The 25,103-nt window shown below is 64.3% G+C and carries 24 protein-coding genes; 18 read left to right on the top strand and 6 right to left on the bottom strand.

The genetic code is table 11. The annotated features are described in order from the left end of the window. The 3 genes from SO140_RS27965 (at position 1) to SO140_RS27975 (ending at position 2,440) form a co-directional block, all read left to right on the top strand. On the top strand, positions 1-471 hold the full coding sequence (locus SO140_RS27965) for a nitrate reductase cytochrome c-type subunit (protein WP_449377932.1): 471 nt from the start codon (positions 1-3) through the stop codon (positions 469-471). Then, on the top strand, positions 468-1,133 hold the full coding sequence (locus tag SO140_RS27970; protein ID WP_474798378.1) for a NapC/NirT family cytochrome c: 666 nt from the start codon (positions 468-470) through the stop codon (positions 1,131-1,133). The genes SO140_RS27965 and SO140_RS27970 overlap by 4 nt, the downstream gene beginning before the upstream one ends. A 191-nt stretch (positions 1,134-1,324) precedes the next feature. Further along, on the top strand, positions 1,325-2,440 hold the full coding sequence (locus SO140_RS27975; RefSeq protein ID WP_449377930.1) for an ATP-dependent DNA helicase: 1,116 nt from the start codon (positions 1,325-1,327) through the stop codon (positions 2,438-2,440). A 107-nt stretch (positions 2,441-2,547) separates the two neighbouring features. Here the strand turns inward: SO140_RS27975 and SO140_RS27980 are convergent, their stop codons facing one another. Next, positions 2,548-4,233 carry a caspase family protein gene (locus tag SO140_RS27980; protein ID WP_474798375.1) on the bottom strand — a complete coding sequence of 562 codons (1,686 nt, stop codon included), beginning with the start codon at positions 4,231-4,233 and terminating at the stop codon, positions 2,548-2,550. A 244-nt stretch (positions 4,234-4,477) separates the two neighbouring features. Between SO140_RS27980 and msrA the strand changes: the two genes are divergently transcribed. The 4 genes from msrA (at position 4,478) to SO140_RS28000 (ending at position 6,396) form a co-directional block, all read left to right on the top strand. Beyond that, a complete protein-coding gene (msrA, locus tag SO140_RS27985; RefSeq protein ID WP_449377928.1) occupies positions 4,478-5,188 on the top strand; it encodes a peptide-methionine (S)-S-oxide reductase MsrA in 711 nt (236 codons plus the stop codon). Positions 5,189-5,218: 30 nt separating this feature from the next. After that, a complete protein-coding gene (gene msrB / locus SO140_RS27990) occupies positions 5,219-5,638 on the top strand; it encodes a peptide-methionine (R)-S-oxide reductase MsrB (RefSeq protein ID WP_449377927.1) in 420 nt (139 codons plus the stop codon). A gap of 105 nt (positions 5,639-5,743) precedes the next feature. Beyond that, on the top strand, positions 5,744-5,908 hold the full coding sequence (locus tag SO140_RS27995) for a DUF3309 family protein (RefSeq protein WP_080586674.1): 165 nt from the start codon (positions 5,744-5,746) through the stop codon (positions 5,906-5,908). A gap of 200 nt (positions 5,909-6,108) precedes the next feature. Next, a complete protein-coding gene (locus tag SO140_RS28000; RefSeq protein ID WP_449377926.1) occupies positions 6,109-6,396 on the top strand; it encodes a hypothetical protein in 288 nt (95 codons plus the stop codon). Positions 6,397-6,459: 63 nt separating this feature from the next. Here the strand turns inward: SO140_RS28000 and SO140_RS28005 are convergent, their stop codons facing one another. After that, positions 6,460-6,999 carry a DUF4112 domain-containing protein gene (locus SO140_RS28005; RefSeq protein ID WP_474798372.1) on the bottom strand — a complete coding sequence of 180 codons (540 nt, stop codon included), beginning with the start codon at positions 6,997-6,999 and terminating at the stop codon, positions 6,460-6,462. Positions 7,000-7,078: 79 nt separating this feature from the next. Next, positions 7,079-7,504, bottom strand: coding sequence for a DUF5413 family protein (locus tag SO140_RS28010; protein ID WP_449377924.1), 426 nt, complete (start codon positions 7,502-7,504; stop codon positions 7,079-7,081). 146 nt (positions 7,505-7,650) lie between these two features. On the opposite strand from SO140_RS28010, the gene SO140_RS28015 reads away from it, so the two are divergent. The 4 genes from SO140_RS28015 to SO140_RS28030 all read left to right on the top strand — a co-directional run bounded on the left by SO140_RS28015 (position 7,651) and on the right by SO140_RS28030 (position 10,174). Continuing rightward, entirely contained in the window at positions 7,651-7,893 is a 243-nt protein-coding gene (locus tag SO140_RS28015) for a hypothetical protein (RefSeq protein WP_449377923.1), read from the top strand. A 156-nt stretch (positions 7,894-8,049) separates the two neighbouring features. Continuing rightward, positions 8,050-8,256: a hypothetical protein gene (locus tag SO140_RS28020; RefSeq protein ID WP_449377922.1), complete on the top strand. Its 207-nt coding sequence runs from the start codon at positions 8,050-8,052 to the stop codon at positions 8,254-8,256. A 254-nt stretch (positions 8,257-8,510) separates the two neighbouring features. Further along, entirely contained in the window at positions 8,511-8,783 is a 273-nt protein-coding gene (locus SO140_RS28025; RefSeq protein WP_449377921.1) for a hypothetical protein, read from the top strand. 86 nt (positions 8,784-8,869) lie between these two features. Beyond that, a complete protein-coding gene (locus SO140_RS28030; RefSeq protein ID WP_449377920.1) occupies positions 8,870-10,174 on the top strand; it encodes a Vgb family protein in 1,305 nt (434 codons plus the stop codon). Positions 10,175-10,306: 132 nt separating this feature from the next. On the opposite strand, the gene SO140_RS28035 is transcribed toward SO140_RS28030, so the two are convergent. Together SO140_RS28035 and SO140_RS28040 are read right to left on the bottom strand one after the other, a co-directional pair. Next, on the bottom strand, positions 10,307-11,938 hold the full coding sequence (locus SO140_RS28035; protein ID WP_449377919.1) for a hypothetical protein: 1,632 nt from the start codon (positions 11,936-11,938) through the stop codon (positions 10,307-10,309). 37 nt (positions 11,939-11,975) lie between these two features. After that, positions 11,976-13,268 carry an adenylosuccinate synthase gene (locus SO140_RS28040; RefSeq protein ID WP_449377918.1) on the bottom strand — a complete coding sequence of 431 codons (1,293 nt, stop codon included), beginning with the start codon at positions 13,266-13,268 and terminating at the stop codon, positions 11,976-11,978. A gap of 369 nt (positions 13,269-13,637) precedes the next feature. On the opposite strand from SO140_RS28040, the gene mgtA reads away from it, so the two are divergent. The 3 genes from mgtA (at position 13,638) to SO140_RS28055 (ending at position 18,358) form a co-directional block, all read left to right on the top strand. Further along, a complete protein-coding gene (gene mgtA / locus SO140_RS28045) occupies positions 13,638-16,136 on the top strand; it encodes a magnesium-translocating P-type ATPase (RefSeq protein ID WP_449377917.1) in 2,499 nt (832 codons plus the stop codon). 162 nt (positions 16,137-16,298) lie between these two features. After that, positions 16,299-17,231, top strand: coding sequence for a DMT family transporter (locus SO140_RS28050; protein WP_474798367.1), 933 nt, complete (start codon positions 16,299-16,301; stop codon positions 17,229-17,231). A 191-nt stretch (positions 17,232-17,422) separates the two neighbouring features. Further along, positions 17,423-18,358, top strand: coding sequence for a DMT family transporter (locus tag SO140_RS28055; RefSeq protein WP_474798365.1), 936 nt, complete (start codon positions 17,423-17,425; stop codon positions 18,356-18,358). A 305-nt stretch (positions 18,359-18,663) separates the two neighbouring features. Here SO140_RS28055 and SO140_RS28060 read toward each other — a convergent pair whose 3' ends face one another. Next, positions 18,664-20,349 (bottom strand): methyl-accepting chemotaxis protein, encoded by a 1,686-nt coding sequence (locus SO140_RS28060; protein WP_449377914.1) that lies wholly within the window; start codon positions 20,347-20,349, stop codon positions 18,664-18,666. Between the two features lie 261 nt (positions 20,350-20,610). On the opposite strand from SO140_RS28060, the gene SO140_RS28065 reads away from it, so the two are divergent. From SO140_RS28065 to SO140_RS28080, 4 genes are all read left to right on the top strand, one after another. Then, on the top strand, positions 20,611-21,654 hold the full coding sequence (locus tag SO140_RS28065; RefSeq protein ID WP_449377913.1) for a C-terminal binding protein: 1,044 nt from the start codon (positions 20,611-20,613) through the stop codon (positions 21,652-21,654). Positions 21,655-21,766: 112 nt separating this feature from the next. Then, positions 21,767-23,104, top strand: a complete 1,338-nt coding sequence (locus SO140_RS28070; protein WP_449377912.1) for an ABC transporter substrate-binding protein — start codon at positions 21,767-21,769, stop codon at positions 23,102-23,104. 126 nt (positions 23,105-23,230) lie between these two features. Beyond that, entirely contained in the window at positions 23,231-24,187 is a 957-nt protein-coding gene (locus SO140_RS28075) for a carbohydrate ABC transporter permease (protein WP_449377911.1), read from the top strand. Further along, entirely contained in the window at positions 24,180-25,076 is an 897-nt protein-coding gene (locus SO140_RS28080) for a carbohydrate ABC transporter permease (RefSeq protein ID WP_449377910.1), read from the top strand. The genes SO140_RS28075 and SO140_RS28080 overlap by 8 nt, the downstream gene beginning before the upstream one ends. Positions 25,077-25,103 lie beyond the last annotated feature (27 nt).

Here is a 25,103-nt window from a genome sequence, read left to right on the forward strand (position 1 = left end):
ATGATGAAACGATCCGGTATCGTCCTTCTGGCGCTCGCCATTGCCGCGGGCGCGAGCTCGCTGACCGCGCAGACGGTGACCTCGGGCCTGCGCGGGCCGACCCCGCTCAACGACGAAGGGCCGGCGCCGCCGATGCTGCCGAACCGCAACACCTCCGAGAGGGAGGCACGCAACTATCCGGAGCAGCCGCCGGTGATCCCGCATTCGATCGACGGCTACCAGATCGACCTCAACAGCAACAAGTGCCTGTCCTGCCATGCGCGCTCGCGCACGGCGGAATCACAGGCACCGATGGTCTCGATCACGCACTTCATGGACCGTGACGGTCAGTTCCTGGCCTCGATCTCGCCTCGGCGCTTCTTCTGCACGGAATGCCACGTTCCACAGAACAGCGCCACGCCGCCTGTAAGCAACGACTTCACTGACATCGACACGCTGCTCTCGCGTTCAAGCCCGGGTGGCCGCAGATGACGACGACCACCGACGACCCCAATGTAGACCCCAATACAGATCCGAAGGCCAAACGCGGCTTTCTCGCCCGAAGCTGGGATTTCGCGCTCGAGCTGTGGGGCACGCTGACGCGGCCGAGCACGGTGTTCGCGTTGGGAACGCTGGTGCTCGCGGGCTTCGTGGCCGGCGTCATCTTCTGGGGCGGCTTCAACACCGCGCTGGAGCTGACCAACACCGAAAAATTCTGCACGGGCTGCCACGAGATGAAGGACAACGTCTACGCCGAGCTGAAATCGACCATTCACTTCAGCAACCGCTCCGGCGTGCGCGCCACCTGCCCGGACTGCCACGTCCCGCACAACTGGACCGACAAGATCGCGCGCAAGATGCAGGCCTCCAAGGAAGTCTGGGGCAAGATTTTCGGCACGATCGACACCCGCGAGAAATTCCTCGACCACCGGCTCGAGCTCGCGGCGCATGAATGGGCGCGCTTCAAGGCCAATGACTCCCTGGAATGCCGCAACTGCCACAGCGCCGATTCCATGGACATCACCAAGCAGTCGCCGCGGGCTTCCGTCGCGCATCAGCGCTTCCTGTTCACGGGCGAGAAGACCTGCATCGACTGCCACAAGGGCATCGCCCACCACCTGCCCGACATGCGCGGCGTTCCCGGCTGGCAATAGGGCAAAGCGCGATGTCATCGCGCTTTAGTTGTTGTTTGAGCATGATCTCCGCGCAAACGCGTTCCGCGTTTGTCGCGAGGGAAAACCGCTGCGCACTTTTCCGGATCATGCGCTGCCGCTTGAACCGGCGGGGGGAATGGTTAGTTTTGGGGACGGCGAATCGATCATTTTCGCCCTCACTCAATACGAAAATGCCGACATTTACCCCGCATCAGGACGCCGCCCTCAACGCCGTTGCCGACTGGCTCAAGGCAAAGCCCGGCCGCAACGGCACGCCGCCGATCTTCCGCCTGTTCGGCTTTGCCGGAACCGGCAAGACCACGCTGGCGCGGCACATCGCGGACGGTGTCGACGGCGAGGTCAAGTTTGCCGCCTTCACCGGCAAGGCGGCGCTCGTCATGCGCAACAAGGGTTGCGACAACGCCTCCACCATCCACTCGCTGATCTACCGCGCCCGAGAATCCGGCGAGGAGCAGCCGAGCTTCGAGCTGTGGGACGATGCGCCGGCCTCGAAGGCGAAGCTGATCGTGATCGACGAATGCTCGATGGTCGATGCCGAATTGGGCCGCGACCTGATGTCGTTCGATTGTCCCTTGCTGGTGCTCGGGGATCCCGCACAGTTGCCGCCGATCCAGGGCGGCGGCTTCTTCACCAATACCGAGCCCGACGCGATGCTGACCGAGGTACATCGCCAGGCGCAGGACGATCCGATCGTGCGGATGTCGATGGACATCCGCGAGGGCCGCGAGCTCGAAATCGGCCGCTATGGCGAGAGCGAGGTCGTCTCGCGCAAGGAGCTCGATCCTGACCGCGTCATGAGCGCCGACCAGGTCCTGGTCGGCCGCAACAACACCCGCCGCGCCTACAACATGCGCGTGCGCCAGCGCCAGAATATCGAGGACCAGTTTCCGGTCGCGGGCGACAAGCTTGTGTGCCTGCGCAACAACCGCAAGAAGGGCCTGTTCAACGGCGGCCTGTGGCGTGTGAAATCGCGCAACACCTCGCGCTCGAAGTCGCGCATCCTCAGCATGCGGCTGTCGCCAGACGAGGACTTCGGTCACAAGGTGACGAAGGTCTCGGTTCGCGCCGACTGCTTCGAGGGCGGGGTCGAGCAGATCGCCTGGGAGCAGCGCAAGCCCTATGACGAGTTCGACTACGGCTACGTGCTGACCGTGCACAAGTCGCAGGGCTCGCAATGGGACGACGTCGTGCTGTTCGACGAGAGCTTCGCGTTCCAGGACAGCCGCGCGAGGTGGCTGTACACGGGGATCACCAGGGCGGCGAAGAGACTGAGCGTGGTGGTGTGATCCAAGGGTGGGCAAAGGGCGAAGCGCCGTGCCCACCATCTATCCAATTTCGCGGAGAGATGGTGGGCACGCTTCGCTTTGCCCACCCTACGAAATCTGCGCTCCCATCACTTCCCCGCCACGAAGTAAAAATCCTCGCTGCCCGGCGGGGAGCCATAGGTGAAGGGTTGCTGCACGTGCTTGGTCTGGAGCCAGACGTCGTCGCGGACGATGTCGAACAGCTTGCGGACCTCGACATTCGGCTGCCGCACGTCGCGGGCGAGCGCGAGCGCGAACGGGCTGTCATTGCCATCGCCGTCCATCGCGGTCTCGCCATGCTTGGCGGCGTAGACCACCATGAAGCCAAGGGAAGGCTCGATGTTGGAAAATCCCTTGTCGACCAACTTGAGCGCCAGCGTGTGCTGCATGGTCGGCGCGAAGGGATTGTCGCGACAGGCGTCAAGGATCACGAGCCGCAGCTTGTGCGCGCCACCGACTGCCGCGATCACCTGCTCCAGCGCCACGGCTTCCGTCTCCGCGTCCTTGTCGACCGCGAGTCTTGCATCGACCGGCACGAGATAGTTGACGCCGCCGATCTCGAAGCCATGGCCGGCATAGTAGACCACGGCCCAATCCGCCTTCTCCGCATCCGCCGCGAAGCTGCGCAGCGTCTCGAAGAACTGGTCCCGGGAAAGATCAGTCGAAATCGTGACGGTCTGGAAGCCGACGTCGCGTAGCGCGCTGGCGATCAGCTTGGCGTCGCGCGGCGGATTGGAGAGCGCATGAACGTTGCGGTAGGCGCCGTTGCCGATCACCAGCGCCACCCGGCGCAGCGTCGAGCGCGTCGAAGGCGTCCTGGGTTCGAGCACGGCCAGGCGGCTCCGCGCGCCGGTGCGCGCCAGCGCGACGTCGATCTCGTCGAACGGGGTGAGCGCGAAGGCGGCAGCGCGGTAGTCGGCGCGCGCCTGCGCGAGATCCTGCTTGCGCTCGAACACCTGGCCGCGGCCGGCATGGGCGCGGACGTTGTTCGGATTCATCTCGAGGATGGCGTTGTAATCCTTCAGCGCGGAGTCGAGGTCGCCCTTGGCGACGTAGGCATCGGCGCGATTGGCGAGCGCATACTGGCTCTTCGGCTGCTTCTCCAAAATGCTGTTGCAATCGGCGAGCGCCTCGTCAAAGCGCCGCATCGCGGCAAAGGTCACGCAGCGATGGTTGGGAATCTGCAGCGCATTCGGATCGATCTTCTGCGCATCGGCAAAGTCGGCGAGCGCGCCGTCATAATTCTTCAAGAAGGTCCGCGTCCGCGCGCGGTTGGTGTGACCGACCAGCAGACTGGGCGTGTATTTGATCGCGAGGTTGAAATCGTCGAGCGCGCTCTGGAGCGCGCCCTTGCGCAAGTACAGCGTGCCGCGGTCATTATAGGCGCCGCCGTAGTTGGGGCGCTTCTGGAGGGCGAGATTGTAGTCGGCCATCGCCAGGTCGTCCTGGCCCTTGCGCTGGTGGGCCTGGGCCTGGCCGTCGAGCGCGACCATGTTGTCGGGATCGGCCTCGCGCGCCGCGGCGAACGCTTCGAGGGCATGGTCGAAGTCGCGCTTGTTCAGCAGTGAGAAGCCCCGCACGGTCAGCGCAACTGACTTGTCCTTCCCAGCCACGCGATCCGAGCTGAGCAGGTTTTCGCAGGCCGCGAACCGCGCCTGCAAGTCGAGCTTGCGCTCGCGGCAAGTCTCGAGATCATCGCCAAGCTGGGGGTCGGCCAGAACGGCTGGAGCAGATGACAGCAGGACGAGAAGGATTAGGGAAACAAAGCGCAGCATTTTCGTCGAACAAGCTCCAGCGCCACTGATTCTATGTCGGTACTTCAAGGGAGGGGTTCATGGCGGCCGGATTTTCCCCGTTCCGGCGACGCTAGCATGCCTTCTTCACGGGCTCGTGTCAGGCAGAGCGTAACATCCGGCCCGTCCGCCCGTATTTTGGGAAGGCCCGGATGCGGGACCTGGCGGGCTGTTCGCCCGGCCCCAACCACCCTAGACTGTCGCACCGACCGAACGAGGATCCGCCATGAGCCGCCCCACCTTCCACTCTCTTCCCGTCCTCGCCGTCACCGCCGCGCTGACGCTGGCCTTCGCCGCGCCCTCACGGGCTGCGGAAGATGCCGTGGTGATCCCCGCCCCCACTGTTGACGCTGCGGCCGCAAGCGGTATCCAGACCGCGGTTGTTGCCGGCGGATGCTTCTGGGGCGTGCAGGGCGTGTTCCAGCACACTGCCGGCGTCGTCAACGCGGTCTCCGGCTATGCCGGCGGCACCAAGGCGACGGCCGACTATCACACCGTCTCGTCGGGCACGACGGGGCACGCGGAGTCGGTCGAGATCAAATACGATCCGAAGAAGATCTCCTACGGCAAGATCCTCCAGATCTTCTTCTCGGTCGTGCACGATCCGACCCAGCTCAATCGCCAGGGTCCCGACACCGGCACGCAATATCGCTCGGCGATCTTCACCACCTCCGACGAGCAGAAGAAGATCGCGGACGCCTATGTCGCGCAGCTCAATGCGGCCAAGGTCTTCGGCAAGCCGATCGTGACCAAGATCGGCGCGCTGGAAGCATTCTACCCGGCGGAGGGCTATCACCAGGACTATCTGACGCTGCACCCAAACCAGCCCTACATCGCCTACAACGACATCCCGAAGGTCGAAAACCTGAAAAAGCTGTTCGGGGATAACTATATCGAGAAGCCGACGCTGGTCAGCGCCAGCAAGGTCACCAACTGATTGCAAAATCACCAGCTAAACGGGAGATCCATGCCCGACACCAAGACACCCACGAACGAAACCAAGGTCATCAAGAGCGAGGAGCAGTGGCGGCGCGAGCTCACGCCGATGCAGTATGCGGTACTCCGCGAAAAAGCGACCGAGCGTCCCTTCTCGGGCGAATACGAGCACGACCACCGCGCTGGCACTTACGTCTGCGCCGGCTGCGGCAACGTGTTGTTTGAGTCCGATGCCAAGTTCGATTCCGGCTGCGGCTGGCCAAGCTTCACGCAAGCCGCGGCCGAGAGCCATATCGACGAGGAGACGGACCAAAGCCACGGCATGATCCGCACCGAGGTGCTGTGCTCCAAATGCAGCGGCCATCTCGGCCATGTCTTCCCCGACGGCCCGGCGCCGACGGGCCTGCGCTACTGCATCAACTCGGCGGCGCTGAAGCTCAAGCCCAGATAATGGCAAGAGCCGGGTTCCAGCGTGGAACCCGGCGGCCGGCTGTGCTTTTCTCTTCTGACGGTGCGGCCGGAGGATGCATTCCGGAGGACCGCCAGGGAGGACGCCATGACCCTCGGAACCATTCTGATCATTCTCGTGATCATTTACCTGCTGGGCGGCATGTCCGGCCGGTTTGGTGGCTATGGCTATGGCATGGGCCATTCCGGCATGGGGATTGGCGGCGTGGTTCTGGTGGTGCTGATCGTGCTGCTGCTTCTTGGCAAGCTGTAAACCACATAAGGTATTGAATTAAATAGACTTATTTCCTTCGCGGGGCTGCCATGCGCGGATTCACGATCTCCGTTCGCAGGGGTCGCATTTCCGTCAAATCGGCTTATATTAGAGGGCGAAAAGGACATGGCTGCCTGGTTGCGGCCCTCGCTCACAAACCCCACACGCCGAAACCGAAGAAGATCACGAGGTCTTTGACCATGCGTCCACTGCGTCCGTTCAACTTCAACACCTCCGCCGAGCTTTTCCCCGCCGCGATCCGCAAGAAGAAGCGTGCGGGCTTCACCTATCGGCGGTTTGGCACCGCGGCTGAAGCCGTGCGCTTCGCGATCGAGGAATTGCCGACGGACTCGCTGAACGGCGCCTACCTGCAGGTCGAGGAAGCTCGCTTCGACCAGAACGGCATCCGCTCTCTCTATGAGAGCGAGTCGTTCCCGCTGCCGCGCCGCCGCAAGCCGGCCGCGAACACCGACGCCGACGCGGCGTAAGCTTTTTTCATCCTCCGATGCGCAATGAGCGCGGTAGCCGAAAGGTTACCGCGCTTTTCGCGTTTAACGCGGCTGCTTGTCCAGCCAGCGGCGCAACAGGCGGACGTTACGCATGTTGGCGCGGAACATGACGTCGAACGCATCGCCCGCGAATGGCACCATGCCGACCACGCCGTCGACCGCGACATTGCCGAGCATCCGCGCCGTAATGTACCAGGGCGCGCCCAGCGCGCGGGCCTCTCGCACCAGCCACAGCGAGATCGCCGTGGTGATGATGTCGCCGATGACGGGAATCAGGCCGATCAGACCGTCGATGCCGTAGCGGATATTGGTGCCGGGCATGATGAAGGCGACATCAAGCAGCTTTGCGATCGCCTCGAACCGCGCCAGCCGCTGCTCGCGCGTCAGCTTGCCGAAGGGATTGGCGCTACCGAACTCGAAACCGAATTCGCGAAAACCCTCTCCAAGCGTCTCGGGGCGGATCTCGCGGCCGTCCTGATCGATGATCGGCCCACGCGCCTCATCACCCGAGAAGGCCGCGCGCGAGGTCCTCCCCGAACGGGGACGGCGCGTTGCAAGAATATCGTCGTCAGACATCGTCATTGGTTGAGCGTCATCGCTTGAGGCAAACGCGCATGGCTCGCTTCGGTTGCTGCACCGCGCCCAAACGCCGCCCCTGCTTTCAGGTCGGCGCCGGAGCCGGTTGCGGCTCTTCGACATACTTATGCACGAGCCAGGACGAAATCACGCTCGGCACGAAACCGACGAGGCCGTAGAGAACCCATTGCACCGCGCCGGTGTCAGCCCCGCGCGAGCCATAGGTGATGGCGGCGAGGATGAACGCGAACAGGCCGACCAGCAGCATGCGCAGCACGGGCCCGATCCGCTTGACGTGAAACAGGATGTCGTCGACCGCACCGATCATCAACGACGGCAGGAAGCCGAACAGATAGCTGTATTGCAGGGTCTTGAAGAACACCACGAACAGCTTGCCGACCTCGCCCCAGTTGGTCTGGGTCCAATAGCCGGACTGGTAGGTCGTCGTCAGCAGCAGCAGGAATCCACCGACAAACGGACCCACCAGCGCAAAAACCAGATAGCGTTTCATCAAGCACCCCTCACCTTAAGTCCCGCCCGTTATAGCAGCGCCTCGAGAAGCTTGGATAGCCGGATGGGACGGCCGGGGAACAAGTGGCAGCCAGCCGGGTTCTGTGAACGGATCATGTGTGCCCTTTCACGAGATTGGATTTGGCCATGCGTTGGATGACCCTTTTCCTGGCGACGATCACGCTCACCGCATTCGGTCTCGCAAGCCTGCCCGCGCTCGCACAAGGCCATGCCGGAACCCCGGGGGAGCAGCAGGCCTGCTCGCGCGACGCCGAACGCCTGTGCCGCAAGGATCTCGGCAATGACGGCGCGGTCCAGTCCTGCCTCCAGGCCAACCGCGCCAGGCTGTCGCGTTCCTGCCGCAAGGTGTTCGAGAGCCACGGCATGTGAGGCGCTTGCGGCGCCCTCGAGCATGATCCGGACCCGAAGGGCCGCGTTAGCGCAAAGTGTGAAGCGGCTTTCCGGAAAGATCATGCGCAAACAATAACCTAAAGCGCGACGACCATTCATCCGGACCTCATCGCGCTTTGAGACGGAGATGCCACCATGCTGCGCGATGAACAACTCGCGATCCTCAAGGACATCAGCCAGTCCATCGCGTTCGCGGACGACCGCCATGGCGAGATCGAGGAACTCATCATCGAAGGCTACGTCATGAAGGACGGAGACCTGTTCGAGCTGACGCCCAAAGGTGTCACGGCGATCGAGGAGCGTGCTGCCGCTCTCGCCGATGCGCCCTCGACTAACGCGTGAGGCGACTGTTGCCGTGACGAACGCGCAACAATCGTGAAATCGTTCACGCGAACCATTGAAGCTTCGCGACATTCGCGCATAATCCGAATCGGGGCGGCGCAGCACTTTCGATTCGAAATCTCAAGCGTAATCGAGCAACCACACCGGGGGCATCTCCCCGCGTGCTGGATCTGACGTGCGGCAGCGCAAGCCGCGTGCGGCGCCTCCAATACACAAGCGGCCGACACCGCCAAAACCTTGGGGATGCATCTCACATGTTTAGTTACCGGATCGGGAAGATCGCCACTCTTGCCGCCATTGCCGCAACTGTCACCGTGCTTCACGTCACACCCTGCTTCGCCTTCTCCTCCGAGGCGCAACAGATGTGCACCGGCGACGCCATGCGATTGTGCGCCAACGAAATCCCCGACATCTCGCGGGTCACTGCCTGCATGGTCCGCAACAAGCACCATGTCAGCCCGGGCTGCCGCGCCGTAATGGACCGCGAGGCCGCTGCCGCGCGCAAGCGGGAAGCTGCCGCGAACTGATCCATCGCGCGCACTGCAAGTTGAGCGGCGTCCTGCCGTGATCGACGCTATGCTGCGGCCCGGCCAAGAGAGCTGGAGCAACAGACATGGCGAGGATTTTGGCGAGGTTTTTGGCGAGGATTTCGGCGAGGATCCTGATCGCGGGTGGCTGGCGGCAACCCCTTATCCCCGCGAGCACAGCCGCCCTGCTGGCACTGGCGCCTTGCGCGGCGCCCGCCCAGCAGGTCGGCATCAACCTTCCGGATGGCCCCGGTAAGAGCACCGTCGTCGGCATCTGCGGCTCCTGCCATGACATCAGCCGGCTCACGGCGGGCTACACGCCCGACGGCTGGCACACTGTGATCCGCATGATGCAGAATTTTGGCGCGCCGATCCCGCCCGAGGAAGTCGCCGGGATCACTGACTATCTCATCAAGAGCTTTCCCGAACGGCCGCGTCCCGCAGCAGTGCTGATCGCCGGCGACACGCAGATCGATATCAAGGAGTGGCCGGTCGCAACCGAAGGCTCGCGGCCGCACGATCCCCTCGCCGCCCACGACGGATCGGTGTGGTACTCGGGCCAACTGGCCAACGTGCTCGGCCGCCTCGATCCCGCCACCGGCGCGATCCGCGAATACAAGCTCAATCCGCAGACCGGCCCGCACGGGCTGAAGGAAGACAAGGACGGCAACATCTGGTTCACCGGCAATTTCGCCGGGTTGATCGGCAGGCTCGATCCAAGGACCGGCGACGTGAAGGAGTATCGGCTGCCGGATGCATCGGCCAGGGATCCGCACACGCTCGTCTTCGACCATGACGGCATCATCTGGTTCACCGTGCAGGCCGGCAACAAGGTCGGCCGCCTCGATCCCGCAAGCGGCGAGATCAAACTCGTCACGCCGCCGACGGCAAATGCGCGGCCCTACGGCATCGTGGTGAATGCGAAGAACACCGTCTGGTTCGTCGAGTTCGGCGCACCGAAGATCGCGACCATCGATTCGAAGACCATGGAGATCCGCGAGTACCTGCTGCCGGATGCAGCCGCCCGGCCGCGCCGCCTCGCTGTCGGTTCCGACGATGCGATCTGGTATGTCGATTTCGCTCGCGGCTTTCTCGGCCGGCTCGATCCGGCGACGGGCTCGGTGAAGGAATGGGCTTCACCGAGCGGGCCAAAGTCACAGCCCTACGGCATCGTCTTCACCAAGGGCGCGATCTGGTACAGCGAGTCTGCTGCCAAACCCAACACCATCGTCCGCTTCGATCCCCAAAGCGAAAAATTCCAGAGCTGGGCGATCCCCGGCGGCGGCGACATCGTCCGCAACATGGACATCGACCGCAACGGCAACCCGGTGATGGCCAACAGTCTCGTCAACAAGGTCGGCGTGATCGAGGTGGGTGGAACCACACACTGATGTCGTCATTCACAGGCGCGACGAAAGTCGCGAACCCGGAATCCATCTCACCATTCAACGCGCTGCCAAATGGATTTCAGGACCTGCGCGCTTCGCGCGCATCCCGGAATGACGGCGGCAGGGATCGAAGACCTACTCTCCCCACGCCGCGAACGCGTCGTTGAAGGCGCGCTCACCGGGAGCGCCCTTCTCGATGGCGATGATGGCGCGGCGCTGGTTGGTGTAGACCAACGGCACGTCGAACCAGGAGCGCTCCTTCAGGAGCTGGACGTTGCGCGCGCGGTCGGCATCGACGTTGGAAAGCCCGACCAGGAAGAAGCCGTCGGTGACCTTGACGGCGAGGCCCGCGAGCGGCGTGCCGCGTGCCTGCTCGTTCGATTTCATCAGGATGCCAGGCACGTTGGCGACACCTCCACCGGGGAAGTCCGGCGGCAGGATGAAGGTCAGTTCCGCGGTGTGGCTCGCCGGCAGCGATGAATCGGTGTTCCTGCGGAACGACATCGTCATCTTGAACTTGCGGTCGGGGATTTCGATGTCGGCGCGCACGGCGACGTCAGCCTTCTGGTTGCCCGAGGCCTTGATCGGCTCGGTCCGCCAGACCACGGAGCCGACATATTGCTTGCCCTTGGGATCGGACGGATCCTCGTCATAGAGCACGACCTTCTGCGCCACTGGCGCGGCCGGCTGCTCGGTCGACGAGGGCTGGCCGACGCGATCCGGAATCTTCGGCTTTGGCGCCGGCTGCGACGCATCCTTCGGCGCCTCCACGACCTGCGTCTGGGACGGCTTGAACAGACCGCTCACGGTCTGCAACGCCTGCTTGCCCCAGAGGATGCCGGCGCCGACCAGGATCAGCACGATGCCGACGGCGATCGCGCTCTTGAACGGGAAGGCGGAGCCGGAGCGGCGCTTCTTGGTGTCGCGGTCGAGGACGGGGATGTGCGGGCGCGGTGCCGCCGGCCGGGGCGCATAGCGCTCAGCCTCCTCGATCGACTCGTCATAGGAATACGGGGCGTCCGGCGGCTCGCCGCCGCGGTTCTCCAGATTCGGCTCGAGCCGGTCGAACTCAGGCGAGGGCGACGGCACGTTGGCGTAGGTCCGGCGCGCCGCGCGGTTGGCCTGCGCCGCGGCACGGCCAAGGTCGTCGGCATCCGCGGTGATGTCGCGAAAGCCGCGGACGCCCGGCGCCTGCGGCGGCAGTGACGGTGGCGGTGGGGCGCCTTCAGGCGGACGGCGCGAGGCGGAACGATCGCGCGCTGCCGGCGGCTCCGGCATTGGCGGCGGAGGCGGTGCCTGCGGACGAGAAGGACGGGCCTGACGCTGGGCGTCGCGGTCCCCGAGCTCGTCCCCAACAAGCGGAGGTCGGTCGTTGCGCGACGGCGGCGGCGCGGGGGGACGCGCGGCGCGCGGGGCCGGCGACGAGGCCGAAGGCGGCGCGGCCGGTGGAGTGCCTTCGGTGGCGCGGGCGCTGGCCCGGCGGAAGGCATCGCCACTGCCACTGCCGCTGCCGGTGCGGGAGCCTCCGCCGGGACGCGCGGCCTCGCGGGCGCGCTGGGCGGCTTCCGATTCGACCTTGCGGACGGCCTCTTCGAGCGACAACCGTTCGCGGGTGATCTCGGATTCGGAGAGCGGCGGCTGCACGCTGCGGAGCTGCGCGATCAGCGCCGTGCGCGCCCGTTCATAGAGCGCGCGGCGGCTTTCGCCGGGAGCGTTAGGATCCAGGGCGGCAATAGCGCGGGCGATCAGCGGATAGTAATCAGCCATTTCAACTCAACTATGCGCCTGTCCCGGTAAGATATCGTTAAGCCTCAAACGGGTTTTGTACCAGAATAGTATCTTCACGTTCGGGGCTCGTGGAAAGAAGCGCGACCGGACAGCCCACCAGTTCCTCGATCCGGCGCACATATTTGATGGCCTGAGCCGGCAAATCCGCCCAGGAGCGGGCGTTCGCGGTCGGCTCCTTCCAGCCTTCGATGGTCTCGTAGATCGGCTCGACCCGGGCCTGCGCGCCCTCGCCGGCCGGGAAATGGTCGATCTCCTTGCCATCCAGCCGATAGCCGGTGCAGACCTCGATCGAATCGAAACCGTCGAGGATGTCGAGCTTGGTCAGCGCCAGCCCGTTGATGCCGCAGGTCCTGACCGCCTGGCGGACCAGCACGGCGTCGAACCAGCCGCAGCGGCGCGGACGGCCGGTGTTGGTGCCGAACTCGCGGCCACGCTCGCCGATCTTGCGGCCAATCTCGTTGTCCTGCTCGGTCGGGAACGGCCCCTGGCCGACGCGGGTCGTGTAGGCCTTGCACAGACCCAGCACATAGCCGACCGCGCCGGGCCCGAGGCCAGCGCCGGTCGCGGCCTGCGCCGCCACGGTGTTGGACGAGGTGACGTACGGATAGGTGCCATGGTCGACGTCGAGCAGCGCGCCCTGCGCACCCTCGAACAGCATGCGCTTGCCTTCGCGCCGCTTGATGTCGAGCAGCCGCCACACCGTCTCGGCATAGGGCAATAACTGCGGCGCCAGCGCGCTGAGCTCGGCAAGGATAACCTTGCCGTCGAACTCCGGCAGATTGAGACCGCGGCGCAATGCATTGTGGTGAGCAAGGAGTCGATCGATCTTGTGCGGCAGCGTGTCGAGATCGGCGAGGTCCATGAGGCGGATGGCACGGCGGCCGACCTTGTCCTCATAGGCGGGGCCGATGCCGCGGCGAGTGGTGCCGATCGCGGTCGCTGCATTGGAGGATTCGCGAAGCGCATCGAGCTCACGATGCAGCGGCAGGATCAGGGTGACGTTCTCGGCGACGCGCAGATTGTCCGGACTGACTGCGACGCCCTGCGACCTGAGCTTGGTGACCTCGTCGAGGAAGGCCTGCGGGTCGAACACCACGCCATTGCCGATCACCGACAGCTTCTGGTCGCGCAGCACGCCGGAGGGCAACAGCGCGAGCTTGTAGGTCTCGCCATTGATGACCAGCGTATGGCCGGCGTTATGGCCGCCCTGGAAACGGACGACGATGTCGGCCTGCTCCGACAACCAGTCGACGATCTTGCCCTTTCCCTCGTCGCCCCACTGGGCGCCGACGACGACAACATTGGCCATTCGCGGGTATTCCCTATGCAGATGTCTTTAAGTGGCATGATCCTAGCGGAAAACCGGTACCCACTTTTCCGGGATCATGCCGGCGCCCAGCCCAATCCACGGCCGGGGCCGCTCGCATGCGAGGCAGCCAACCGGATAACGGAAGCGGCCTCTCTAGGCAAGCAAGAACGGGGCCTTTTCGAGGCCTAACGCGCGATCCAAGCCTTTGATATACCCTTAAAATCCGGAAAGGTTCGGGACCGCGCAGGCAACCTTTGGAACCGTGGATTTGATACGCATCAACCACCTCGTTCGCCGGGTTGCCTAAGGGATGGCTGTCACCTCCACCCTTTACCTTCTGCGGGCCGCAAGACCCTTTTCGGACATGCCGTGACCGAACCCTCGGGAAACCAGGCCAGCCAGTTCTGGTGCCTTTCAGCCGACGCGCTCGCCGGGCAGCTCGGATGCGGCTTGCAGGGACTGACCACGCGTGATGCCACCGAGCGGCTCAGCCGCTTCGGCCGGAACAGCGACGCGCCGCCGCGGATCGAGGGCGCGTTGCGCGCGATCCTGCGGCGGCTCTTCGAGCCCTTGTCGCTGATCCTGCTGGTCGCCGGCATCATCTCGATGCTGACGGGGGACGACATCGGCGGACTCATCATCGTCCTGATCCTGACGCTGTCGATCGGGCTCGACACCGTCCAGGAAGGACATGCGGTCCGGGCCGCCGAAATCCTGCGCCGTTCGGTGGCGCTGAAGGCCGAGGTCAAGCGCGATGGCACGTTCTGCCAGATCGACGTCGAACAGGTGGTGCCCGGCGACATCCTGCGCATCCGCGCCGGCGACATCATTCCGGCGGACGCGCTGATCCTCGAGAGCACGGCGTTCACCGCCGGCGAAGCGGCGCTCACCGGCGAGCCCTACCCCGTGCAGAAGCGCGCCGGCGCCGCCGATGTCCCGGACGACACGTCCAATGCGCTGTTCCGCGGCGCGGTGGCGCAGACCGGCGAGGCGATCGCACTCGCGGTGCGCACCGGCCGCGACACGGTGTTCGGCGCTGCGGCCTCCGCACTTGCGGAAGCGCGGGCGCCCTCGCCGTTCGAGCGCGACTTGCGCGAATTCGGCCTCGTCATCGCGCGCGCGACGCTGGCGCTGGTGCTGGTCGTGCTGACCATCCGCGTGGTGTTCGGCCGCCCGGTGCTGGACTCGCTGCTGTTTGCGGTGGCGCTCGCGGTCGGGCTGACGCCGGAGCTGCTGCCGATGATCACCACGGTGACTCTGTCGCGCGGTGCGCTACGCATGGCCCGCCGCAAGGTGATCGTCAAACGCCTCGCGGCGATCCACGATCTCGGCGCCATGACGGTCCTGTGCACCGACAAGACAGGCACGCTGACTTCGGCCGAGATCACGCTTGCGCAGAGTCTCGACGCCAGCGGCAAGGAAGATGCGCGCGCTGCAAGGCTCGGCGCCATCGCGGCCGCGCTCGGCGGCGACCGCGGCTCGCTCGATGCGGCGCTGGTCGCAGGCTGCGCCGGCGCCACGCAGGGCTGGACACTCGCGGGCCGCCAGGCGTTCGATTTCTCGCGGCGGTTGGGATCGGTGCTGGCGAACGGCCCCGAAGGCGCCATGCTGATCGTCAAGGGCGCGCCGGAGGCCGTGCTCGAACTCTGCACGACCGACGACGACACACGTGCGGCGGCAATGGCGCGCGTGCGTCAGCTCGCGACCGAGGGCCTGCGCACCGTCGCCATTGCCTCGCGCCGGTGGACAGGCGCGATGCGCGAGGTCGAGACCGATGATGAGATCGATCTCACCTTCGAAGGCTTTTGCGCCTTCGCCGACCCGCCAAAGCCGACCGCTGCGGCCGCGATCGCCCGGCTCGCCGCCGGAGGCATCAAGCTCAAGATCCTCTCGGGCGATGATCCCGTGGTGGTGAAGCGGCTCGCGGGCCTCGTCGGGCTGAACGCCGAGCGCGTGCTCTCAGGGCCTGATATCGCCGAACTCGGCGACGAGGCGCTGGCGGTTCGGGTGCAATCCGCCGACGCCTTCGGGCGGCTCGCGCCGGACCAGAAGTCGCGCATCGTGAAGGCGCTGCAAACAGGCGGCGAAGTCGTCGGCTTCCTCGGCGACGGCATCAACGACGCACCGGCGCTGAAGGTCGCCGATATAGGACTCTCGGTCGAAGGCGCCACCGGCGTGGCGCAGGCCGCAGCCGACATGATCCTCCTTGCCTCGGATCTCGAAGTCGTCGCCGATGGCGTCGAGGAGGGCCGGCGCACCTTCGCAAACATTCTCAAATATGTCCGCATGGGCGCGAGCTCGAATTTCGGCAACATGCTGTCGATGGCGATCGCCTCCATCGCGCTGCCATTCCTGCCGATGCTGCCGACGCAGATCCTGCTCAACAACCTGCTCTACGATCTCTCCGAGCTCGGCATCCCCTTCGACCGCGTCTCGGCGCAGGCAACCGCCCAGCCGCAGGTATGGAGCATGTCGCGCCTCGTGCGCTTCGCCGCGATCATGGGACCGCTGTCGTCGGTGTTCGATTTCCTGACCTTTGGCGCCCTGCTGTTCCTGTTCAACGCCACGCCGGACGAATTCCGCACCGCCTGGTTCGTCGAATCCATGGCGACGCAGATTCTCGTGATCTTCATCATCCGCACCAATGGACGTCCCTGGCATAACTGGCCCGATCCCGTGCTGTCGGTCTCCTCGTTGATCGCCCTCATGGTCGCGATGATCGTGCCGCTTACGCCGGTCGGCGCCTGGTTCGGCTTCGTCGCTCCGCCGCCGCTGATGCTGGCCGGCATCGCGGCCCTGGTCGTCGTCTATCTCGGCTGTGCCGAGTTGTTGAAGCCGCTTGCGATCCGCACCAAGCAGAAGACTTGAAGACAGGGTTCCCGTCGCATTGGACGGGCGCATGGACGCGATGCGTCGCGCGCCATTGATATCAGGCCGATTTCCGTGTCTGTGGACACGCCGGGTTTGAGCCGGCCCGGCCGCCGCCGGGCTGGGCGGCTCGGTGCATGAACCGGGGCCATAACAATCACGATGTCCGCCGCCGACCAGACCACGCGCCTTGCCGCACCGAGGCAGCACTGGATCGCCAACCAGCCTTATCTCCTGCTCAGCATCACCGCGCTGTGCTGGGCCGGCAATGCCGTCGTCGGGCGGCTCGCCGCTGGCCACATCCCGCCGGTGACACTGTCCTTCCTGCGCTGGTCCTTCGCGTTCCTGCTGGTGCTGCCATTCGCCTGGAAGCATCTGATCAAGGACTGGCCGGCAATCCGCAGCAAGCTCTACCTGATGATCGTGCTGTCGATCACCGGCATCGGCGCCTTCAACACGCTGCAATATTGGGCGCTCGAACATACCCAGGCGCTGAACACGCTGCTCCTGCAATCGGCCGCGCCGCTGATCGTCGCGCTGTGGTCGCTGATCATCCTGGGCGTCCGGCTGACCGCGGCGCAGGCGTTCGGCGTGCTGCTCTCGCTTTGCGGTGTGCTGACCATCCTCTTGCACGGCGATTTCACCACGCTCTCCAACATCGAGTTCAACAAGGGCGATTTGATCTTCATGGTCGCGCTGGTGATCTTCGCGCTCTACTCGGTGCTGACCCTGAAGCGGCCAGCGATCCACGGCCTGTCGTTCCTCGCCTTCACCTTCGGCTGCGGCGCGGCGTGCCTCGTTCCGCTGGAGATCTGGGAGTTATCGGCCCGCCCGGTGATGAAGCTCGATCTGCCGAACGTTCTGACGCTGGTCTATGTTGCGGTGTTTCCCTCGACGCTTGCCTATCTCTGCTTCAACCGCGGTGTCGCGCTGATTGGCGCCAACCGCGCCGCACCGTTCTTCCATGTTGTGCCGGTGTTCGGCTCGATCATGGCGATGATCTTTCTCGGTGAGTTGCCGCAGGCCTTCCATTTCGTCGGCTTTGCGCTGGTACTGTCGGGCGTGTTCGTCGCCTCGCGCAAGCAGGCGACCTGAACGGCGCATTCATCCGAGCGCGCCGCACCCATCCGTTCTCCCCCTTGTAAGCGGAAACGATGAGATCGCGCGCCGATGTTCAACATATTGACCGTCAAAGCAGCCTGCCTGATCTCCGTTGCATTGTAGCATTGCGGCGGTGGGACTTGTGGCGCAGCCGCGATCCGGCGCAAGCTTCCTCACGAAAACCAATGACGATCGCTTCGCCCGCGCCACCGGCCTCGAATCCGGCCGGCTGGCTCAACAACCAACCCTATCTGCTCCTGAGCCTGAGCTCGCTGTTCTGGGCCGGCAACATCGTGCTCGCACGCCATGTCGGCGCGCATGTGCCGCCGCTCACGCTGACCACGATCCGCTGGTTCGGGGTCTTCCTCATCCTGTTGCCGTTTTCGTGGCCGTATCTGAGGTGCGACTGGAAGGCATTGCGCGCGCATCTGCCGCTGATGCTGTTCCTGTCGCTGGTCGGCTTCGCCTTCAACAACGCGATCTCGTTCTGGGCCCTGCAATATACCGAGGCGCTGAACGCGCTGCTGATCCAGTCGGCCGGACCTTTGTTCGTGGCACTATGGTCGCTGGTGCTGTTCGGCGTCCGCCTGACGGCTGCGCAATTCGCCGGCATCGCGATCTCGCTGCTCGGCGTCCTCATCATCATCCTGCGTGGCGATCTCGCAGCGCTTGCCGGCATCAGCTTCAACCGGGGCGACATCATGTTCGCCTCCTCGCTGGTGGCGTTCGGGCTCTATTCCGCCTTCATCCCGCGCCGGCCAAAAATCCATCAACTCTCCTTCCTCTCCTTCACCACCTGCTGCGGGGCGATGATGCTGCTGCCGGCCGCGGTGTGGGAATTTTCCGCGGGCAACGTCTTGAAGCCCGACGCAACGACGCTAGCGACATTGGCCTACATCCTGATTTTCCCCTCGACCCTTGCCTATCTCTTCTTCAACCGCGGCGTGGCGCTGATCGGACCGAACCGGGCCGCACCGTTCTTTCATCTGGTGCCGGTGTTCGGCTCGGCGATGGCGATCCTCCTGCTCGGCGAGCGGCTGCAACTTTTCCATCTCGTCGGCTACGCGCTGGTGCTCGCCGGCGTCGTGATCGCATCGCGGCAGGGCTCGGCGTCGCAATGATTCTGCGCTGCTGGCGCGAGCGCGCCAAGCAGTAAGGGGCCACCTAGGAGGCTGTCATCGCCCGCGAAAGCGAAAGCGGGCGATCCAGTATTCCAGAGGCAGCGCAGCTTGAACCGAGAAGCCGCGGCGTACTGGATGCCCCGCCTTCGCGAGGGCATGACAGCAGTGCTAGAGCTGCCACGCGTGGCGGCGCCGTAGGGTGGGCAAAGCGAAGCGTGCCCACCGCAGAGTCACCACGACTTCAAAAGAAAAGGTGGGCACGGCGCTCACGCGCCTTTGCCCACCCTACGAATTCATCGCGGATGTTACGCCGCCCGCACCTTGGCGAGGAAGCCATCGACGGCGCTTCGCAGTGCGCCGGACTGGTTGTCGAGCTCGCGTGCGTTCGACAGCACGTCGGAGGCTGCGGTACCCGTCGCCTCGGCCGCCGAGGTCACGCTGCCGATATGGGCGTTGATTTCGCTGGAGCCGGCTGCGACCGACTGGATGTTGCGGGCGATCTCGCGCGTCGCCTCGCCCTGCTGCTCGATCGACGCGGAAATTCCTGCGGTGATCTCGCTCATCTCGGCGATCGTCTGGGTGATGCCGGCGATCGCGGCGACCGCGTCGCTGGTCGAGGTCTGCATCGCCGCGACCTGGGCGGAGATTTCCTCGGTCGCCTTCGCGGTCTGGTTGGCGAGCGCCTTGACCTCGGAGGCGACGACCGCGAAGCCGCGACCGGATTCGCCGGCGCGCGCCGCCTCGATGGTCGCGTTGAGCGCGAGCAGATTGGTCTGCGCCGCGATCGAGTGGATGAGCTTGACGACCTCGCCGATCTTCTCGGCACCGGAGGACAGCACCTGCACGGTGGTGTTGGTACGCTCGGCATCGCTGACCGCCCTGCTCGCGACCTCGGTGGAGCGCGTCACCTGACGCGAGATCTCGGTGACCGAGCTCGACAGCTCTTCGGCGGCGGCCGCAACCGTGCCGACATTGCCGGATGCCCTTTGCGAGGCGGCGCCGACGGTGGCCGCGCGCGCGCTGGCATCGCTCGCGGTCGCGGTCATCGACCGCGCCGTGGTCTGCATGCCGGCAGCAGCCGAAGAAACCGAACGCACGATACCGTTCACGCTGCGCTCGAAATCGCTGGCGATGCCTTCCATCGCGCTGCGACGTTCTGTAGCGGCGCTTTCCTTTGCAAGCGCCTCGGTCTTCTCGAGATCGCGGATGCGGATCGCATTGTCCTTGAATATCTGAACGGTCGAGGCCATCGCACCGACCTCGTCGCCACGACCGACGCCGGGGATATCGCCCTCGAGCTTGCCGTCCGCGAGTTCGCTCATGCGCGTACCGAGCCTGTTCAGCGGCAGGCTGATGCTACGGCCGAGCAGCCAGGCAACGCTGCCGGCGACAATGACGATGCCGAGCATAGAGAGCCCGAGCAACCAGTAGACCGGGCCCATCTTCTCATCGATGTCGTCGAGGTAGGCGCCGGTCCCGAGATACATGTCGAAGCCGGGAACGGCGACGGCATAGCCGAGCTTGCGGATCGGTTTCTCCTGGCCAGGCTTCACGTATTCGTAGAAGAGCAGGATCTCGCCATTGGCCTTGACGCCGTCCATCAACTCTTTCGACAGCTTGCGGCCGTTGGTCTCGACCTCCATGCGATTGGTGCCGACCTGCTTGGGATCAGGCGCAAGCTGCGTGATGCCGTCAGAGGTCGTGCCAAACAGGTAGCCAGAGCCCTTGTCGTAGGTCATCGCATTGCCGTAACGGCGGAGTTCCGCCAATGCGGCATCCCTGGTCATCTCTCCGGCATTCACTCGCTTCATCAACGCGGCAGCATAGTTCCGGGCCATGTCGACGATCGCCTTGGTCTGGTCGATGCGCGCGCTCACCATATCGCGCTTCATCAGATATCCGGCCAGAACCCCGGAGATGCAGAGCCCCAACAGGGTGACGCCGACAACAATGCCGAGCTTGGGGGCGATCTTCAGATTGCTCAACTTCACGAGGCGGCTCCGGCGGACAAGAGGAAACGGCACGCGGGTGGATCGATCGAATTTGAATCAACTTTTAGTGTGGGACCCATTAGCAACTTGTTACGATGCCTCCGTAGAAGTCCGCAGAGGAGGCCAAAAACCCGCAAACGCCGCAGCTTTCGACAACCGACGATTGTACGCGCCAAGCTCGATTTCGCGTAAAAGACGCAAGGACCCGGCGCCAAGGCCGGATCAGACAACAAGAACCGACAAACCAAATCGGAGCAGGAAATGCCGAAATTCAGGGTGGTGACGCCGAAGGGCGCGAGCTTCACGGTGGCGGGAAGCGACTATTCCCTCGAGCGGGAGGCGCTCGATCCGATCGATGCGGAGATCGTCGAGGCGCCGGCCAACGAGGCCGAGTTCATCGCCGCAGCCCGCAACGCCGATGCGATCTACGCCAAGGGCATCCCGATCACCAAAGCCATCATCGACGCGCTGGAAAACTGCAAGGCGATCACGCTCGGCTCCGTCGGCGTCGACAGCGTCGACGTAAAGGCAGCAACTGCCCGCGGCATTCCCGTGACCAACATCCCCGATACCTTCATCGAGGAGGTCGCCGACCACGCCATGATGCTGCTGCTTGCGGGCTTCCGCCGCCTGGTCGAGCAGGACCGGATGGTGCGCGAGGGGCGTTGGGCCGAAGGCCGGCCGGCGCTGTTGAAAATTCCGCGGCTGATGGGCCAGACGCTCGGCTTCATCTCCTTCGGCCGCGTCGCACGCGCGGTTGCCAAGCGCGCCGCACCCTTCGGCCTGCGGATGATGGCCTTTGATCCCTTCATCCAGGAAACGCTGATGTACGATCACGGCGTGATGCCGGCGACGCTGAACGAGGTGCTGGCGCAATCGGACTTCGTCTCGATGCACGCGCCGGCCCGGCCGGAGGTCCACCACATGCTGACCGAGAAGCATTTCCGGCAAATGAAGAAGGGCTCGATCTTCATCAACACCGGGCGCGGCGCCACCGTGGACGAGCAGAGCCTGATCAAGGCCCTGCAGGAAGGCTGGATCGCGCATGCCGCGCTCGACGTGCTGGAGAAGGAACCGCCGTCGCACAACAACCCACTGCTCGGCATGGAGAACGTGACCCTGACCGCGCACGTTGCATCGGCTTCGGCACGGTTTGACGAAGCGCGCAAGCGGCGCGTGGGCTACGAATTGTCACTGGTGCTTCAGGGGATGTGGCCGGTAAGCTGCGTCAATCCGTCGGTGCTGCAGAACACGGCGCTGCGACGCTGGCAACCCTTCAGCATGGATCGCGGTCCGAACAGCTAAGCCTGCGATGCACCTTCGGATGAATGGAGACCGGTTCGCGTGAAAGAATAAGCCACATGGAAGACCCTTCACCGGCGATCAACGCCGGGAAGGGACAAAAAGGGAGGAACTGATGAGGAATGACATCACCCGTCGTGATGCCCTCGGGCTTGGGCTGTCCGTTGCGGCGTTTGCAGCCGCCGGCGCTGCAGCGCAAACGCCATCCAGCATCAAGGCTGCCGACGTCGCAGCGCCGTCGCTGCCGATCGAGAAGGGCGCAAGCTTGCGCATGCTGCGGCCGGTGCGCTTCGTGCAGCCGGATGAGGACGTGTTCCGTGCCAACGCAAGACGTTTCACCGAGGCGACCGGCGTCGAAGTCAAGGTCGATTTTGTCGGCTGGGAGGACATCAACCAGCAGACCGCGGTCACCGCCAACTCCGGCGCCGGCCCCGACATCATCATCGGCTTTTCCGACGCCCCGCACATCTATGTCGACAAGCTGATCGAGTTGTCCGACGTCGCCGAATATCTCGGCAAGCGCTACGGTGGCTGGCTGTTCCTGGCGGAGAAGTACGGCAAGCGAGCCAAGAGCAACAACTGGATCGGCCTGCCGTTCGGCGCGACTGGCGGCCCCTTGGTCTATCGCAAGTCGATCATCCAGGCCGCCGGCTTCGACAAGGTGCCGGACGATCACGCCGGCTTCCTCGATCTTTGCCAAAAGCTCCACAAGGCGGGCAAGCCGGCCGGGTTCGCGCTCGGCAATGCCGTCGGCGACGGCAACGGTTTCGCAAGCTGGATGCTGTGGTCGTTCGGCGGATCACTGCTCGACGCCGACGGCAATCTCACGATCAACAGCAAGGCGACCGTGGAAGCGTTGAAATATGTGAAGCAGCTCTTTCCGACGTTCATCGCAGGCACGGCGTCCTGGAACGACGTCAGCAACAACCGTGCCTATTCGTCCGAGGAAATCTCGCTGACGGCGAACGGCATTTCACTGTACTTCTCGCTGAAGAACGACACGGCGACCGCGAAGATCGCCGAGGACACGGAACATCAGTTCCTGCCGAAGGGGGTCGCCAAGTCATCGCCCATGGGCGGCCTGACGCTGAACGCGATGGTGTTCAAGCACAGCCCGTATCCGAACGCGGCGAAGGCGTTCCTGCAATTCATGATGGAGAAGGAGCAGTACGACCCCTGGCTGATCGCCAACAGCGGCTACTGGGCGCAGCCGCTCGCCAATTACGCGGAGTCCGCGGTGTGGTCCGGCGATCCGAAGCTGAAGATCTTCAAGGACACGATGTCGAACCGGTACTGGGACGGTTACGAGGGCCCGATCTCGACCGCGACCGGCGCAATCCGTGCCGATTACGTGCTGGTGCAGATGTTCGCCTCGGTCGCAACCGATGCCGCGACACCGGAGCAAGCTGCTGCGGAAGCCGAGCGCCGGGCGAAGCGGTATTTCCGCAGGTAGCAAGACCGTCATTGCGAGGAGCGAAGCGACGAAGCAATCCAGACTGCATCCGGGGAGCCAGACTGGATTGCTTCGCTTCGCTCGCAATGACGGTGTGGTGACAGTTCGAGAGAGGACAGTCAGCCAATGTCCGTGACCACACTGCCCTCCGCCGCGCTTGCCCACCGGCAGCAATCACGGCTCGTGCGCCTGTTCGACTACAAACCGTTCCTGATCGTGATGTGTCTCGCACCGGCGATCGGGCTGCTTGCGGTCTTCCTCACCTATCCGCTGGGTCTGGGCATCTGGCTCGCCTTCACCGACACCACGATCGGCCGGCGCGGCGTCTTCGTCGGTCTTGAGAATTTCCAGTATCTGCTCACCGATCCCCTGTGGTGGGGCGCCGTGTTCTACAGTATCTTCTACACGGCCGTCGCGACGTTCGGGAAATTCGCGCTTGGCTTCTGGCTGGCGCTGCTGCTCAACAATCACTTCCCGTTCAAGAGCGTGCTACGCGCAATCGTGCTGCTGCCCTGGATCGTGCCGACGGTGCTCTCCGCACTCGCCTTCTGGTGGATCTACGATCCGCAATTTTCGATCATCTCGTATCTGCTGGTCGACGTGCTGCATTGGCGCACCACCAACATCGACTTCCTCGGCACGCCCTGGCCGGCGCGCTTCTCGCTGATCGCAGCCAACATCTGGCGCGGCATTCCCTTCGTCGCGATTTCGCTGCTTGCGGGCTTGCAGACCATCTCGCCCGCGCTCTATGAGGCCGCGATGCTCGATGGCGCCAGCGCCTGGCAGCGCTTCCGCTACATCACCTTCCCGATGATGATGCCGATCCTCGCCATCGTCATGACCTTCTCGATCATCTTCACTTTCACCGACTTCCAGCTCGTCTACGCCATCACACGCGGTGGCCCCGTGAACTCGACGCATTTGCTGGCGACGCTGGCCTTCCAGCGCGGCATCGCCGGCGGCGAGCTCGGCGAAGGCGCGGCAATCGCGGTCTCGATGATCCCGTTCCTGGTGTTCGCGACGCTGTTTTCCTATTTTGGCCTGGCGCGGCGCAAATGGCAGCAGGGAGAGGCCAATGACTGACGCTGTCGCCCACCCGTCCGCCATTGCCAACGCAACGCCCGATACGATGGCCTGGGATTCCCGCGCGCGGCGGGTGATGATGATCTATCTGCCGCTCGGCTGCTTCGTGCTGATCCTGCTGTTTCCGTTCTACTGGATGGCCATCACCGCGTTCAAGCCGAACGCCGAGCTGATGAACTACAAGGCGCACAATCCGTTCTGGATCACCTCGCCGACGCTGGCCCACATCAAGCACCTCCTGTTCGACACGGCCTATCCGCGCTGGCTGAAGACGACGATGTTCGTCGCGATCGGCGCGACCACGCTGTCGCTATTCGCGAGCACGCTGGCGGCCTATGCGATCGAGCGCCTGCGCTTTCGCGGCAGCCCCTATGTCGGCCTCGGCATCTACCTCGCCTATCTGGTGCCGCCGTCGATCCTGTTCATTCCGCTCGCAACCGTCGTGGTGCAGTTCGGCCTGTTCGACAGCCCCCTTGCCCTGATCCTGGTCTATCCGACTTTCCTGGTGCCGTTCTGCACCTGGCTCCTGATCGGCTATTTCAAGTCGATCCCCTACGAGCTCGAGGAATGCGCCCTGGTCGACGGCGCGACGCGACTGCAGATCCTGCGACGGATCACGCTGCCGCTAGCGGTGCCCGGCCTGATCTCGGCCGGCATCTTCTCCTTCACCCTGTCCTGGAACGAGTTCATCTATGCGCTCGCCTTCATCCAGAGCGGCGCCAACAAGACGGTGCCGGTTGCGATCCTGACCGAGCTCGTCACCGGCGACGTCTATCAATGGGGAGCGCTGATGGCGGGATCGCTGCTCGGCTCGCTGCCGGTTGCGATCTTCTATTCACTGTTTGTGGATTACTACGTATCCTCGCTCACCGGCGCGGTAAAAGAGTAAACCGCGCCTGCGGGGTTTTGCCCGGCT

This window comes from Bradyrhizobium sp. UFLA05-108 (genome assembly GCF_059803455.1).